At 59.7% G+C, this 15,305-nt stretch carries 8 protein-coding genes; 5 read left to right on the top strand and 3 right to left on the bottom strand.

Annotated elements, in window-relative coordinates; genetic code table 11:
* Nucleotides 1-1,889 precede the first annotated feature (1,889 nt).
* Nucleotides 1,890-2,798: a hypothetical protein gene (locus EHH60_RS34235; protein ID WP_199752387.1), complete on the top strand. Its 909-nt coding sequence runs from the start codon at nucleotides 1,890-1,892 to the stop codon at nucleotides 2,796-2,798.
* A gap of 227 nt (nucleotides 2,799-3,025) precedes the next feature.
* On the opposite strand, the gene ltrA is transcribed toward EHH60_RS34235, so the two are convergent.
* The 3 genes from ltrA to EHH60_RS34220 all read right to left on the bottom strand — a co-directional run bounded on the left by ltrA (nucleotide 3,026) and on the right by EHH60_RS34220 (nucleotide 7,552).
* Complete coding sequence (ltrA, locus tag EHH60_RS34230; RefSeq protein WP_245454658.1) at nucleotides 3,026-4,408, bottom strand: group II intron reverse transcriptase/maturase; 1,383 nt, start codon at nucleotides 4,406-4,408, stop codon at nucleotides 3,026-3,028.
* A gap of 485 nt (nucleotides 4,409-4,893) precedes the next feature.
* The gene (locus EHH60_RS34225; protein ID WP_124163631.1) at nucleotides 4,894-6,093 is read right to left on the bottom strand and encodes an IS256 family transposase; all 1,200 of its coding nucleotides are present in this window, start codon (nucleotides 6,091-6,093) and stop codon (nucleotides 4,894-4,896) included.
* Nucleotides 6,094-7,111: 1,018 nt separating this feature from the next.
* Entirely contained in the window at nucleotides 7,112-7,552 is a 441-nt protein-coding gene (locus EHH60_RS34220; protein WP_036032015.1) for a VirK family protein, read from the bottom strand.
* Between the two features lie 693 nt (nucleotides 7,553-8,245).
* Between EHH60_RS34220 and EHH60_RS34215 the strand changes: the two genes are divergently transcribed.
* From EHH60_RS34215 to EHH60_RS34200, 4 genes are all read left to right on the top strand, one after another.
* Nucleotides 8,246-9,223 (top strand): hypothetical protein, encoded by a 978-nt coding sequence (locus EHH60_RS34215; protein ID WP_245454657.1) that lies wholly within the window; start codon nucleotides 8,246-8,248, stop codon nucleotides 9,221-9,223.
* A gap of 2,040 nt (nucleotides 9,224-11,263) precedes the next feature.
* Nucleotides 11,264-11,953, top strand: a complete 690-nt coding sequence (locus tag EHH60_RS34210) for a response regulator (protein WP_036032010.1) — start codon at nucleotides 11,264-11,266, stop codon at nucleotides 11,951-11,953.
* 27 nt (nucleotides 11,954-11,980) lie between these two features.
* The gene (locus EHH60_RS34205; RefSeq protein ID WP_036032008.1) at nucleotides 11,981-13,435 is read left to right on the top strand and encodes a type II and III secretion system protein family protein; all 1,455 of its coding nucleotides are present in this window, start codon (nucleotides 11,981-11,983) and stop codon (nucleotides 13,433-13,435) included.
* A 10-nt stretch (nucleotides 13,436-13,445) separates the two neighbouring features.
* Nucleotides 13,446-14,108, top strand: coding sequence for a CpaD family pilus assembly lipoprotein (locus EHH60_RS34200; RefSeq protein WP_036032006.1), 663 nt, complete (start codon nucleotides 13,446-13,448; stop codon nucleotides 14,106-14,108).
* The last annotated feature ends 1,197 nt before the right edge of the window (nucleotides 14,109-15,305 follow it).

Raw genomic sequence — 15,305 nt, 5'->3', positions numbered from 1 at the left:
CAGGCTCCCCGAACATGCGCTGCGTGATTGCAGCGACTTTAATTGGCAGCGCCGGCTCAAAGCGAGGGACATGAATTGATGCGCTCGAGAACACAAACAGATTAGGCGAGACATTGCTGATCAGCCGCATGCTGCCCCGTTGCAAAGCGACATCCGATCAATAAGGCCGGGCCAAGCCAACCATCTAATAATGCGATGAAACATTCTAGATTATAGATGCCTAAAGCATTGCTTGGACGCTGAGCTTTGTTCTGCAGCACCGTGGCGCCTGCTGCATTCGAGGATGCTGCGGATCTTCGCGTGATTGTCTTGCAGGCGCCGCATGTTCTCGCTTTTTCCATCGGTATGATGACCGACGCGACTTTGGAAGAATGCCGTCCCCGAGGCCGCCTTCGTGAGCGCGCCCCGCTATGTGCACGGGACTCAGTTACTTGTGAACACAAAGGCCCTGGAGCATCAAACACCCGGAGCATCAACGTTCACGAAATCACTCAGTTGGGTATCGGAGCGCGTCACTTACCGGCAGATGAGGTCGGGCGCGCCTCTCGTGATGAATCGCAGGCTATCAGCTTCATCAATGCCGGTTCGAACCGTCTGGCTAGCCTCGAGGTCTGCGGCCACCTCCGGCGAGAAAGATCACGGACGACACGCTCCGCGCCAGCATGGTGGACGACCGCAGCCCCGGCGTTCTGACCTAAGCCATCGCCGTCCTGCCACTAGCAACAGAAATGCAACCCTTGGAGCGCCAAGAGCCGCCTCCTTCGGCCATCCGGGCTGGTCGCTTTGGATCGACCCAAGAAGACTGATGCTAGTCACATTTTCATGCGTCGGTGCCTGAGATCTATCGCTACTTTGACCGGAACCGCGCCGGGGTTCGGAGATGGCAAGGAGGGGCCGATACGACCGACCGCGGAGATTGCCCTGGATCTTTTTGTTCTGCTGCGCCTGCAGGTCACACTAAAAGGCTTGTGCGGCGATATGTTTGTAAGGCGCGACCAACGTTGTGGTGCATTGTGTGGCGCATCGGCTGCAAGCGTCAACGCGCCGTTTTTCTTTTCCGAACTGAGGCGCCCGTGCGCCAGTTCTTGCCGCCGCGGGTTCTATGCACCCGAATCGTTTGTGGCCCAGTCAAGCTCTGGTTGGCAGTTCAACGTCTCGCGGCCGCACAGCGTTTTAATGTTGTCAGTTAAGCCATTACCCATGTGTTGCGGATGCCCGAATCGAAATCGCACGCCCGGCTCTTGTTTTACGGCCAGCGCCCCGGCGCACCGACGCGAGGTCTCGTTTCAGCAGTCCCGACAGAGGAATAAGCTTCACGCCACCCCGGCCCGGACACGAGCCCGACGGCTGCGGCCAGACTCAGCTGTTCGGATCCAGCTAGCACCTTGACGAGCATTTCAAGGAGATCCACTCGGAGCCGATGCAAGCTGGCCCAGGCATACTTCTCCACGCCGCTCAAGCTCACCGATAGCAGCGCTTCCGCCGCGCTGCTTCTCCCCGGACCTTCACACGGCCCTGCCGTGGAGCGGATAGCGACGATGGCCGTATCTCCCAAACTCTGCTCTGCATGAACAACAGGCTCGCGGGGGTAGTCGGAAAGGACCCCGCGTTTTCTTCAAGCGCTGAGTCTGGTCAGCTGTTCGACAGCTAAGCCTTCTAGCATCGCAGCATCTTTATCCGGACGGCAGGCCGACTTGATGGCCCAAGCTCTGGAACAGAAGAATGACTTGGATCGGCGGTCAGTCCGACCCGTATGCCCTCAACACACCGATCGGTTCGAGAACCGGAGCCGGTGCGTTTTATCGACATTGCGGGCGTCTCGGTTTCTGATCCTTATCGGATCAACTTCGTACGAATGATAGTGACAAGGCTACCAAAGGGAGACCGACATGGACCCATTTGAGGACGTCAACCGATCCGAGGCTCGGATGAATTACCTCGAGCCTCAACAGGAAGAGATAGCGCAAGCAGATTTTGAGCAGCGGCTTAGAGAGTCTCAGCCAATCCTCGCAGCATTGGCTTCACCTGGGGCCGGATCGAGCCGGAAGGTAACGGACGGTAACAAGAGAGCGCAAGGTATCCCGGAGAATGAACGCTGCACGGCTGCATCCTTTGTCAGAACACGCGCTCAACTTGCCGCAACGCTGACGTGCGCTAACATTGCGGAACTCAGAAGAGAAATCGAACTCGCTGCGCAAAGATCAGCAAAATGGTCACGAGCGAGTGGATTGTCAGTCGACCGCGTGGACAGTGGCCGCGTTTACGATGACGTGGTGGGATCGTCATACGTGGAGCTGGAGCGCTTTCAAAACCACGCCAGCCATTGCAAGCCAAATGCGTTGGACCGTCAAAGCGCGATGGCCCATTTGCGTTCCATGGCGGCTTTGCGTTATGAGGCCGCCCCCTGGAATATCTGGGGAGGCCAACGACTTGATCTGGGTCGCACAGCGGCAGAGCACATGAGGGGAGGTACCAGTTCTTCGCCTTTTGTGTCACTGTCTGAGGAGGCCTCACAACTGCTCCTTTCGCCGGACGATGACAACGAGTATGGCGCCAAAGCAATCGCGGAAAACGCGAATGAGTTGCACACCTACACGGTCCCGAGAGTCACAACATGGACGGCGGAAGACATCGTCAGTATTCTCGAGGACGGGACTGAGAATGACGAACCCGCTCTGGCTTGGGTGAGCGATACCCCAACTGAGGAGCGTGAGGTACTATTTCTCGGCGGGAACCTGGATGACTATCGGACCGCTAGCGCATCTAATCCATACAAAACGTCAGGAACAAACGACTGAGTGGTACAGGCCTCGGAAAGGGTGACTTGCCTTTTACGACGCTCGGAGAAATCAAACAGTAGCGTTTCACGCTACCAATAATACTCCGGCCCAACTGGCCAGCGCGGGGGACTGGCCGCGTACCGCGCTTGGAGATCGTGGTCGAGTAGCTCGGCCATTTGGCTTTGCCCTCACAGATCCGGGCAGGCGGCTTTCCCGCACCCGGCTCTTCCCGAGGGTAACCCGCGTCATATCCGCGCCTGCGCCCATGTGCGAGTGATGCGTGGAGTTGGCAGGCGGAAGCGTGCCGTCAGGGTCTCGAACTCCGGCCAGCCCATGCGCCGACTTTTCTGGCTACGCCGTCTCAGACAACGCAGCCAGGTCCGACGCACTTCGCGGTAGAAGCCGTTGAGCGCTGGATAATTGTGCGGCCTGCCATAATAGCCATAGTGCCCGCGCAGCACGGCGGCGAACCACTCGTGCTGCGTGGCCAGTGGCGCGTGCATGAGCCGCCAGGCCTCCTGGCGCAACGCCGTCAGCTTGCGCGTCAGGCGTTTCCCTTCCGTCTTGTGCTTCACGATGAACCGGCCATCTCGGGTCCGCCCGCAGTAGTGGGTGAAGCCGAGGAAGGCGAAGGTCTCTGGCCGCCGCTCGCCCCGCCGCTGACGCGAGACGGCCGCGAACCGGCCAAACTCGATCAGCCGCGTCTTGTCCTCATGGAGCGTCAGGCCGAAGCTGGCCAGCCGCGCCTTGAGGGCCAAGAGCATTTCCTGCGCATCTGCCTTGTTCTCGAAGCCCATGACGAAGTCGTCCGCGTAGCGCACGATCACGATACGACCGCGTGCGCGGCGACGACGCCATTTCTGGACCCAGAGATCGAGGATGTAGTGCAGGAAGACGTTGGCAAGGAGCGGGCTGATGCCTGCCCCTTGCGGCGTGCCCCTGTCCGTCTCTTGCTTCTCGCCGCTCTCAAGAACGCCAGCTCGCAGCCACAGCCCGATGAGCCGCAAGATGCGAGGATCGGCGATCCTGTGTGCCAGCATCCGCAATAGCCACTCGTGGTCGACCGAGTCGAAGAAGCTGCGTATGTCGGCATCGAGCACCCAGTTCACATGCTGGCTCATGATCGCCGTATGCAGGGCATCAAGCGCCATGTGAGGATTCCGCCCCGGCCGGAAGCCGTAGGAGAACCCGAGGAAGTCGGCCTCGTAGACGGCGCTCAGCACCTCGGCCACCGCGCTTTGGACAATCTTGTCCTCTAGCGCCGGCACGCCGAGAGGCCGCTTACCGCCATCGGCTTTGGGGATGTAGACGCGCCGCACCGGCTGTGGCCGGTAACGACCGGAGTGGACCCGTCCGCAGAGGTCGCGGAGGTTATCCGTCAGCCTCTCTTCGTACTTCGCCACCGTCACCCCATCGACCCCCGCGCTGGCCTGCCGCTTTTGTCGTCGAAACGCCCGAAGAAGAGCGTCTTCGTCGACATGGTGCAGCAGGGCAGTGAATCGGGTTTGGGCAGCTTGCTTGGCTGCCGCGTTCACCCGCTTGAGGTTCGGCGGCAAGGCAACCCGGCTCTGCGTCCGGACCCTGGCCTCCTCGCGCAGGCTCCCCTCGGGCTGGTCCCTTCCCTCCATCCGTCTCGTTACCTTCGACGACTTCACAGGTAGTATGGACCAGTCCGACTCCCGACCTCAGCTCGGACAACGGCTCTGGCAGTGCCTTGCCGCTGTCCCCCACTGGAGACCAATCCAATGGACCCGGTCGGGCCTCTCATGTTCCGATGATTGCCTTCCATACGTGATGCGGCCATCGACCCCGACGGAGCGACATCGTCTCGCATAACGACGATGCTCATGCAGCCTTCGTGACTAGGGAACACACTCGGCCTCCGCGAACATCCACCTTTCGAGGCTCATTCCCGCACCCCGCATGGCTCCTGTCTACACTTCAGACCCCGCGTTGCCGCGACGCCCGCAAGACTCGGTCCCGGCTTGCCTGCTACAGCTTTGGCCGGATGGGACTTGCACCCACAAGCAATCATCAGCTTGGCATGACGTACTCCCTGAGCGTGGTGTAACTGGCGGTGGGACACCGCGTTCGCCGGCAAAAGCCGGACTGGTCAGCTGGCGATAGCCGGGAGGCTGACGGTTGGATCATCGCTCGACGGCGCGATGGTTTCCAGCGTCATGTAACGGGCGCGCTGGACGGCCCATTCATCATTCTGTTCGAGCAGGATCGCGCCGATGAGGCGGACGATAGCGTCCTCATTGGGGAAGATGCCGACGACCTCGGTCCGGCGCTTGATCTCGCCGTTGAGGCGCTCGATCGGGTTGGTCGAGTGCAGCTTGGTGCGGTGCTGCGGCGGGAACGTCATGTAGGCCAGCACATCGGTCTCGGCCTCGTCGAGGAAGCCGGCGAGCTTGGGTAGCTTGGGGCGGAGCTGATCGGCGACCTTCCGCCATTGCGCTCGTGCGGCCTCGGCATCGTCCTGGGCAAACGCAGTGGCGATGAAGGCGGAGACGACACGCCGTCCACTTTTGCCGGCATGGGCCAGCGCGTTGCGCATGAAGTGCACGCGGCAACGCTGCCAACTGGCGTTGAGCACCTTGGCGACGGTCGCCTTGATGCCCTCGTGGGCGTCGGAGACGACCAGCTTGACGCCGCGCAGGCCGCGGCGGGCGAGCTTGCGCAGGAACGCCGTCCAGAATGTCTCGGCCTCCGAGGGACCAATGTCCATGCCGAGAACTTCGCGCCGGCCATCGCTGTTGACGCCGACCGCGACGATCACCGCGACCGACACGATGCGCCCCTGCTGGCGCACCTTCACGTAGGTGGCGTCGATCCACAGATAGGGCCAATCGCCCTCGATCGGGCGAGCGAGGAACGCCTTCACCTTGTCATCGATCTCCGCGCACAGCCGCGAGACCTGGCTCTTGGAGATGCCGCTCATGCCCATCGCCTGCACCAGATCGTCGACGGAGCGGGTCGAGACGCCCTGCACATAAGCTTCCTGCACCACGGCGGTGAGCGCCTTCTCGGCCATCCGGCGCGGCTCCAGAAAGCCGGGGAAGTAGGAGCCTTTGCGCAGCTTGGGAATGCGCAGCTCGACCGTGCCGGCGCGGGTCTCCCAGGTCCGGTCGCGGTAGCCGTTGCGCTGCGCCAGACGCTCGGGGTTCTTCTCGCCGTAGGCGGCCCCGGTCTGGCCTTCCACTTCCAGCTCCATCAGGCGCTGGGCAGCAAAGCCGATCATCTCGCGCAGCAGATCCGCATCGGGGGTCTTCTCCACGAGCGTGCGGAGGTTCATCATCTCATCGGTCATCGGTGGTTCCTCGAATCAGGTTGGTGTCAGCAACCCGACCCTACCGGCGAACTGCCGGTGACCACCGCAAAGCCGCCCGCCCGCTACGGCGCCATGGGAGGGCGCGCGTGCGGACGGCTTTGCTCTACCGAGCTACACCATCACCGGGGACACGACCCGCTTGGAAACATGAGAGTTCAGCCCAACCCTGTATCGTCTCTGAAGTTCGCCGCACTTATCCGCGGGTTGGAACGACCCTTGCCCACTATTCATTCTAGGTTTCCGCCTGGCCAGGTCAGCTTTTGCGAAGCTAACATGGTAGCGATAGAACGAGGTAGCCATGCCCGCCGACCGCAGAATGGATCGATACAACGCGATCAGCCTAACCGATGGCCGCGCTCAGCTCTTCCGTTGGCGCGCAATTTGGCTGAACGAGGTGCTCGTCGGCACCTCGAGCAGTTGCTCAAGCTGCCGAAACCACGGATCGTTTGCTCAGAGAGCTTCGATCTGCGCGCGAACGCAGTTTACGAGCGGTGAGCAAACCCATAGCGGCCAGCCCAGATGATCTTAAGCGGGATGGTTCAATCACCTTGTGGCTGCATTCGGCAGGACTGAGATTTCAAGGTGAAGGACCCCAAAAGAGGCGGATGAAGGATACGAGCGCATCCTGGGCGCCTAGGTCGAGTGTCATCAACGCGAGCCCGCGGCTGGATCGACTTGGAATGTTCTTACGATGACCGCAGACTGCGTGAGGGCGTCCTTGGCGAGTTCATCTGAAGCGTTCAAGTGAGAGCCTTGCTCCCCCCATCCGACGACTGGCTGAACCGCCGATCTTCCAATCCCTGATATCGAATCTAGATCGGCGGCCCTCATGAGTTACCTGAGCAGCAAGTTCGTGCAACTTGATCCTCGCCCGACGAAACGACCGTCAGAAACACTCTGATCGTTCCTGACGATCGAAAGGATCCGTATCCGTGCGAAGGTGTCCGCGCGATTAAAGGATCAAGTCTTTGAAGCGCCCCCTGCTCTGTGCTCTTCGTTACCAGATGAACTTTGCGCCATCCGGCAGTTCGCAGATGAATTCGCCCTGGTTCACGAGTTCGGTGGTCCCGACGACAAGTTTCGAGGCTCGCACCGTCAGCTTGCCCTCGCGGCTAAGGCTATGGCGGATGTACTCGGTCACGGCATGTCCGGAGCTGTCGACCGTTTGATGAGCATTGGCGAAGCTGATGCCGTTCTGGACGGTTACCCTGAATGCATTGATGAGCAGGCCGGCTTGCGTCGCCGACGCAGGCTTGCCACCCTCCGCTGTGGTACAGCGGCTCATGTCCAGTATGAGCTTTACATTCTTCCCCGCCTGGAGGGCACTGAGCACCTCGGTGTATTTCGGCGAGGGCTCGTCGGCTCTCGCCGGCGCGCTCACGCTCGCGGCCGAAAGCAAGGACAACAGGATCGTTAGTGCTCGGCCAGTAAACTTCATATGCTCTTCTCCCTCGATAAGTACCGCAAATTGCGCTTTTAAAGACGTCGTGCTCGCAAGCCCTTTGTCTGATTCCAGACACAACGCGCGCTCGCGCCTGTACAAAAGCAGCCTGTCGCAACGAGGCGCAAGTCGCTGTGATGGCTATTCCGACATCACAACCTCGTAGGTCAGGTTTGCTGAAGTGGCTTAGCTTCGCGCGCGTCGACTACAACGATTTGATCCAGCGTCGTCCTCCGCTTGGAAACAACAAAACGGAAGCCGGTTGCGCTTGTCCATCGCAGTCCTAACGGGCGCGAGAATGCAGTTCTCACATCTGCATAAGGAGACGATCTACGAAAGACATTCGGCCAGCCGCAAGCGCCAGTCCGTCCGTCTTGCTGTGCAAGGACCGTCTCCCTGGATGAAGCGTCCGCATGAGGTAGTGGAGCGAACCTGGCGCGGCGGTCCGAAAAAGCTCACTCAGCGGCGCCGATCTCGGCTGATCGAACACCAATGCCGGAGGGCACAAGGCAGCACGGTATCGTGGTACGTCGCCTCCCGCGGCTTCCGTGCAGCTGACCGTTCGCCTCGTTGACTGACTCTATTCGACCCTTTCCAAAGCTAAATGACCTCCTTCCTGGTCGGTCAGCTTCTCGAAAGCTGCACCTGCAACAACTACGCCGACCGCCTGCACTTCGAAGGGAGAGAGAGATGAATGTTGATACAGGAAATGCCGCAGACACTCCCTTTGAGGTTCACAACCCGCTACAGGAGCCGCACCGGGTCCACGGGCCACAAGACGAGCTTAACACCCAGATCAGCGCATCGGCGCACAGTTCAGACGATCAAGCAAGCTTCGAGCAGCACTTGAATGACTTGAATCTAGACGACGTAGACTCGGTCTATTCAACCTCGGCTTCACCCCCCTTAGCGGCAAATTCCGCTACCGCCCGCTCCTCGTCTGCGCCAGGCGGCGCGGCCTCGGAAACCAGTCGCTATCCAGCCCCATCATTTGTCGGCGCGCGCGCCCAGCTTGCGGCAACGCTAATGGGCGCCACGCTCCAAGAGCTCAAGAACGAGATCGCCCTCGCCGAAAACCAGTCAGCGCGATGGGCGCCAGCGGGGGACAACGGTGTCGACCGGGATCGCATTTTCGAAAATATAGCGGCATCGACATATCTCAAGCTGCATCGTTTCCAGAACCAGGACAGCGATTGCAAACCGCGCACGGAAGCCACCACATCTGCAATATCACACGTCCGTAACACGGCGCGCGATCATTCTTCCATTGGAGATCCTCTGGAGCGATATCCCCTGGACCTGGCACGCCAGGCTGGATGGCATATGCGCGGTAAGACCGCTTCTCCATTCGTGTCGTTGGTCGAAGACCCTTCGAAACTCAGCGTCTCCCGAGACCACTGGGCGAGAGCGATCGCAAACAATGCCGACAAGCTGCATACCTACGTCGTCCCGAAGTCTGCGGTCTGGACGCCCGACGACGTACTGAGCAGTATTGGCCTTGCAATGAATGTGGAGGATAGCGACAACATCGATGCGGATGTGGATTTGATGTGTTCGCTTGGCAGAACGCCAACTAGTGAGACAGAGCGCTTGTTCCTGGGCGGCAATTTGGAAAGCTATCGAGTCGCCAGTGAAGACAACCCCTTCAAGCGGAGGACTGGAGAGTAACGATTAGCCAACTGGCGACTGCGCCATGCTCGTAGGTCCCTTAATGCTGACTAGATGACCACCCGAAGGAAGGGTCATCCCAGGCGAGCCCGCTTCACGGACAACGATAATGGCTTGGCCACAGGCGCTGAGACCTATCCCTTGACCGGGCGAGGGACGAAGGGGCGCCCACATCCCAAGAGGTACCCGACAGTGTGGCGGAGGACACACTCGCGCCATTGTTTGTTCTTCCCCGGCCTCATTCGAGTGCTGCGGCCTCCTCGCTCGATCCAGCCGCCGCCGACACGTTCGGAAGAAAGTTCAGATGACGTGAGCCACTAAGGCCGCGCATCGATCGTTTCCGCAGCTCGACCTGCCATCGATGGTGCGATCAATCGCAAGAGCTCGAACGCGAGCGCATCAAAGATCAAGTCAATAGAGTCTCGCTCGCGCGGCAAGCCGTGCCCTCGCACAATGGTCTATCTGCTACCTGGATGCGTTCCATCAAAAGAATCGATTTTGCCGATCTTGCCTAAAAGCTCCATAGTCGCTCGTGATGTATGGAGGCAGCATTCAAGAATGTCGTTTCGCAATTCTTCCAGTCCCTTGTCAGTCAAATCAGCTTGCGAGCTCCGGCGCCTGCATCCCATAGGTTAGCTCCTGCGCCTCACATAGAAGCATCACGGGGCGCCACTGTCTCCCTGCTGAGTTCGCACGCACGAAGTCGACCGCACGACCACGACGTCACACCTAAAGGGCCAGCAAAGACGACGGCCCTCACACACTGTCATCGCCTTTGGCTCAAGCTACGCTTTTGGACCGACGAAATGCTCATGACCTTGAGGAGAGGGACGCGCGCGACGCGCAGCTCGATAGTTTGGTTAGGACGTGTCGTCATTACTAAAGACTCGTCGAGTTCGAGAGCACCGCTACGGACCAGCGGTCAAAAGCACTTGAACCTCACCTAGCGTCAGATTGTAGGATTTCTGACAGTCGCGACACCGCCCCCCGCTCGCGTGAACTCTTCCTGACAGGTAGCAAGAATTGCGAACGTCTCAAAAGAACAATGCTCCGCTGCGCCGCCCAATCATGCTGCTGGATAGCTCCTCTCCAGGGCCAGCGTCCCACACCGCCTATGTGGAGATCGAAGGACGCAGCGCCGATCCTATCCCAAGCGAATCAAGATGCGCCGTGCGAGAAGAACGCTGGCGGCCGCTATCTCGGCCTTGCGGGGCACACTCCAACTCCGAAATCGAGATCCGATCATTTTGGGGCTGTGCACTCCGTGAGGCGAAGTTGTTCTGGTGTAGGCACCGGGATCTATGCGCAATGGCAAAACTGTGGAGCTCGGTTCTGCAATCGCTCGCAGCTTTCGCTGGGCTGCGACGTATGCGGGGACCTCGGGCGCGTCACAACTTCAGCACGGTTGACACCTTGCGTGCGAACAATTGCGCGCGAGAGGGTGCTCTTCCGGCCGCGAGGGGCAGATCGTTTCGGCGTGCATCTCGGCCTGTGAAGCCAGTGGCCAGATGCCTCGCGTGATGTGTCCTTGAATACCGGAAAGACTTGCACTGTCGTGACTTCACGACACGACAGGCTCGACAGCCCAGCAAGACTGGCCGCAGACCAAGACGAATTGGGGAGTTTCCATGTCAGTTTCGCTCATCTGTTCAGCCACAAATCCGATCGTCTCCCGCGCTTTGGTTTCGGTTGCGCGGCTCGGCGCTATTCTTTCTGCGGGGGCCGGGTCAGTGCGTGCAAGGACGGGCGTGATCGGCCCACGGACGCGTCAGCGGGCTGCCGCGGCTGTCAGCCTCTTAAACAAAAACAGATCTGGCATGAGGGGCATGTTGAGCAGCGCCGACGCCGTAAGCAGGCCGCAGCGGTCCGTGGTCCATCCGACGACAATCGACCCGCAGGTATTGATCGCCAGCCAACATGCTCCGCCCTCTCGTTTCGGGCTGTCCAAACTCACACCGGTCCAGCCTCCTCTCAGTTACATCGAGCCCATGCTCAATCGTGACGCGCTCAGGTCTGCGTGGATGGACGAGAGGCAATGAAATGCGAATTCTCCTGGTTGATCATCATGCGGACTTTGCCCGCCACGTGAAGGAAGTGCTGTTAGGTTGCGGCTTCGCCGTCGACGTAACACGCACGCTGGATGAGGCGGCGGCCGCGCTCGATTGCGCGAACTACCACATGGTCCTGCTCGAATCGGCTTTGCCCGATGGAGACGGATTGGACTGGCTGAAGCAGTTGCGGCGCGAGGGACGGTCAATGCCCACCATGATGATGAGTAGTCTCAATGATCTCGGCCGGCGGATTGCGATTTTCAATGCGGGCGCGGATGATTTTCTGCCTAAGCCCGTCTCTACCGACGAACTCATTGCTCGGATGCGAGCGATTTTGCGACGGTCAACGCAAATGACGGCGCCGGTGGTGACATTCGGGAATCTGCATTTCGATCCAATCGCGCGGCAAGTCTCGGTCGGTGGCCGAATCCTCAGAATTGCGCGCCGGGAAGTGTGCATTCTTGAACATCTGCTCAACCGCGCGGGGCGTACCGTGCCGCGCGCATCGCTCGAAGATAGCTTGTATGCATTTGACGACGAGGTCTCGACCAATGCGCTGGAAGTCGGGATCTATCGATTGCGCACGCATTTGAGCCAGGCGGGCGCAACGCTCAGGATCAAGACCGCGCGCGGTGTCGGTTACACCCTTGAACTCATTGGCGCAGCCTCGGCTGCCTAGCCGATCGAACTTGAAAGCGACACTCCCTTGAACATCGTTAACAATGCCCCCGGCGCTGATGAGCCGTCCATGGTGGCAGGCCGCTCGCACTATGCCGCTTTTCGCCGCCTCTGGTACGCCCTGTGCGCAGTCGCTCTGTTATTTCCGTTTGCTGCCACAGCTCAGACAAAGCGAGATGGCAAAGCAGAACAGCCACGCGCGGCGTCTGGCAGCACCACCGGCACGCTCAGCCTTACTTCCTCACAGGGCAAGACAGTTCATCTGACCGGACCGGCTGCGAGCATTTTTGTCGCCGACCCGGCGATTGCGGACTATCAGGCGCCCTCAAACACCACGATCTTCGTCTTTGGCAAAAAGGCGGGACGGACCAGCCTGTTCGCCCTGAACGACAAGGGAGAGGCTCTGGCTGAGCTGCGTATTGTCGTTACCCAACCGATCCAGGATCTGCGGGCCGCGCTGAGGGCTGAGGTCGGCGACTATCCGATACAGGTCAGCTATACTCCCCGGGGCGCAATTCTTAGCGGGACCGCGCCCACTGCCGATGTCGTCGAGAACGCCAGGAAGGTCACTGAGCAGTTTCTTGGGGCGGGCGCGCTGGTTGCCAACAAGATCCAGGTGGCTGGCTCGTTGCAGGTGAATCTCAGCGTACGGGTGGCAGAAGTCTCCCGCAGCGCGGTCAAGGATCTCAACATCAACTTCACCGCCTCCGGCCCAAACGGCGCTTTCCTTATTACCGGAAAAGGGGGCGGGTCCGGCGCGGCCGGCGGCGGCGGCACGATCGGAATCGGGTTTAGCGCCGGCAATACCAATCTCAGCGCTGTTCTCGACGCTCTCGCGAGCGAGCACCTCGCCTCTATCTTGGCTGAGCCGAATCTGACGGCGATGTCCGGCGAAGCCGCAAGCTTTCTCGCCGGCGGGGAATTTCCGATTCCGGTCATGCAGGACAATCGACAGGTTTCCGTGCAATTCCGGCAGTTCGGCGTCAGCCTGGAATTCGTCCCAACTGTGCTGAACAACAATCAGATCAATATACGTGTGAAGCCCGAAGTCAGTGAACTGTCGAGCGAAGGCGAAGTCAAAATCAATGGCATGGCGGTCCCTGCACTCTCAACGCGGCGCGCGAGCACCGTTGTGGAGCTTGCCAGCGGTCAGAGCTTTGCAATCGGCGGCCTCATCAGGCGCAACTTCAACACTGATATCGGCGAGTTTCCCTGGCTCGGCGATGTGCCGATCCTCGGTGCGCTGTTTCGCTCTTCATCGTTTCAAAAACGTGAAACCGAGCTGGTCATTATTGTCACGCCGTACATCGTGCGGCCGGCATCGAACCCGAACAAGATGAGTGCACCGAGCGACCGCATCTCACCGCCCTCAGACGCGGGGCGCATTTTGACGAACACGGTGGCCCGGCCGCCGCGAGACCGCGATGCTCCTCGCACCAGCACACCAGGATTGACCGGCAGTGCCGGCTTTATCATCGAATGAGGACCCTCATATGACCTTGCGACATTTGTGTCACTTGATCGCTATAGGAGCAACATTGGGTGGCTGTGCAAATAGTGCCTCGATCCATCTCGGGCCGGCTGAACAAGCAATACAGGTAGAGCAGAAGAAACGTATCTTGTTCCTGCGGAGCCTGCGTGGCTCCGAAAAGCGTCAACTGCGGAGCTTTATCGCGAACGCCAGTGGCGGCCGGCGGGATGCGCTCCATGTGGATGTCACCGGCTCACCCAGGCTCCTTGCCCAAGTGGCGCACGAGGCCCGCGCCATGGGCGTTGCACCTTATAACATCCGCCTGTCCGCTTCTCCCGTCGATTTACCGCCCCGTTCCGGCGTGAGGATCGAGGCGATCACCTTTGATGCCCATCCTCCGATCTGTCCGTCGCTTTTGATCGTCGGACCAGCCGTGAACGACAATTCGTTCGAACCCACGCTTGGTTGCTCGACCAAAAACAATCTGGCAGTTATGGTAAACGATCCGCTCGACTTGCTGGATAATCGGTCTGTCATCACAAGTAATGGCGATCGCGCCGCCATTCCCCTGGCCAACTACGGTACCTTCGCCCCGCGTAACAAGAGCAACAGAGAAGATGGAGCAGGTACGGCAGCCCCGAACGCGGCGGGAACGACAGAACCGAATGTGCAGCCGCTCCGATAGCGGTTTTTGGCGAATGTCGGAAATCACAATAGCTGCTGCCATGTGGCTAGCAAGGAGAGGCGGCTCGATCGTGACACACAAACCCGCGCTCTGTTTCGGGAGCGGTGACGATCAAGCGCAACGTGCTGCACAGCTCTCGAACGGATGGCGGATCTTGTTCACCCGCACCAATGGATCTCGTCCAGAAATTCCACGTGGCGTGCGCGTGCTCAACAAGGCCGCCATCACGACCCTGAGCGCTTCGACGGTGAAACCGTGACCGGACGTGCCTAAGCGAGATCGACGGCGAAGACCGAGCCTACGATCTATGGGGCGTCTCCAAGAGGGCAACTTAGGCTTGGCGACCACGTCGGTCGTTTGGCTCCGCGCCGTTATGGCTATGGAGCACCCATTTGTGGCTCCAGTTCAGTAACGCGCTCGGCAGCTGGTCTGCATCATCGTCCGTCTTATCCGATCGATGCAATGCCCTCTTGCGCGAGCGCCACAGTTGCCGCGCGCTGGACGCTATGTAGGAGCACATCGGATTAAGCCAAACAATAACATGGTTTGTCCTGGGTGTCTGAATGCACGCGGCTTCACAGGCTAGCGTTGCCTCTCAATGGCAACGACCGAGCCATCAGCAGTCAAAACGCGCTCGGCTGCTGGCTTCATGGATCAATGGCCCTCGGCAATCCCGCCCTAATCTGCCACCCAGCATGTCGGAGCGTGTGTGTTGAAAGTGAACATGACCACAAGGTGGTATACGAATGGCTTCGTTTCGCTTCTATTCTCGCAGCAGGCGACCACCAACCAGAGCTTGCGAGCTTTATTGAAAGCGCGCGTTCCTGGGAATGCTGGTCAGGAACGCGCAAGAGTGCCCTCAATTCTGGTGCCGCCCATACCGATATCTCGTTGGTTCAAGGAGCGAGCGCCCCGTCGCCGCCTCAGCCCGACCTCCGAGTAATCGAAAGCCCCCGGATGACCCGGTCCTCACGATCATACCGCCGTGAAGGGACCGAGATCTGAAGCGCTGTGGCGCATCACACCACCATTTCAGCTCAACACTTCAGTTGAAGACGCTGTTTTTTCTTCCGGCGCTTTCTTTTGCCTGCTCGAGCGATGCTACAGCGCACGCCGGCCATCATTCACATGTCATTCTACCTTTCCGCCGGCCACGTCAGATTTTGGAAAGCTAACGTGAGTAGCGAAATGGCGAAA

The organism is Bradyrhizobium sp. RP6 (assembly GCF_003837805.1).
In the GTDB taxonomy this organism is placed as follows: Bacteria; Pseudomonadota; Alphaproteobacteria; order Rhizobiales; family Xanthobacteraceae; genus Bradyrhizobium.
The sequence above is the reverse complement of the archived record's forward strand: the minus strand, read 5'-3'. Positions and strand labels throughout refer to the sequence as shown.

Bases quoted from the DNA above. Each gene is read 5' to 3' on its own strand.
- EHH60_RS34235 (WP_199752387.1), top strand. From the start codon at position 1,890: ATGGACCCATTTGAGGACGTCAACCGATCCGAGGCTCGGATGAATTAC.
- ltrA (WP_245454658.1), bottom strand. From the start codon at position 4,408: ATGGAGGGAAGGGACCAGCCCGAGGGGAGCCTGCGCGAGGAGGCCAGG.
- EHH60_RS34225 (WP_124163631.1), bottom strand. From the start codon at position 6,093: ATGACCGATGAGATGATGAACCTCCGCACGCTCGTGGAGAAGACCCCC.
- EHH60_RS34220 (WP_036032015.1), bottom strand. From the start codon at position 7,552: ATGAAGTTTACTGGCCGAGCACTAACGATCCTGTTGTCCTTGCTTTCG.
- EHH60_RS34215 (WP_245454657.1), top strand. From the start codon at position 8,246: ATGAATGTTGATACAGGAAATGCCGCAGACACTCCCTTTGAGGTTCAC.
- EHH60_RS34210 (WP_036032010.1), top strand. From the start codon at position 11,264: ATGCGAATTCTCCTGGTTGATCATCATGCGGACTTTGCCCGCCACGTG.
- EHH60_RS34200 (WP_036032006.1), top strand. From the start codon at position 13,446: ATGACCTTGCGACATTTGTGTCACTTGATCGCTATAGGAGCAACATTG.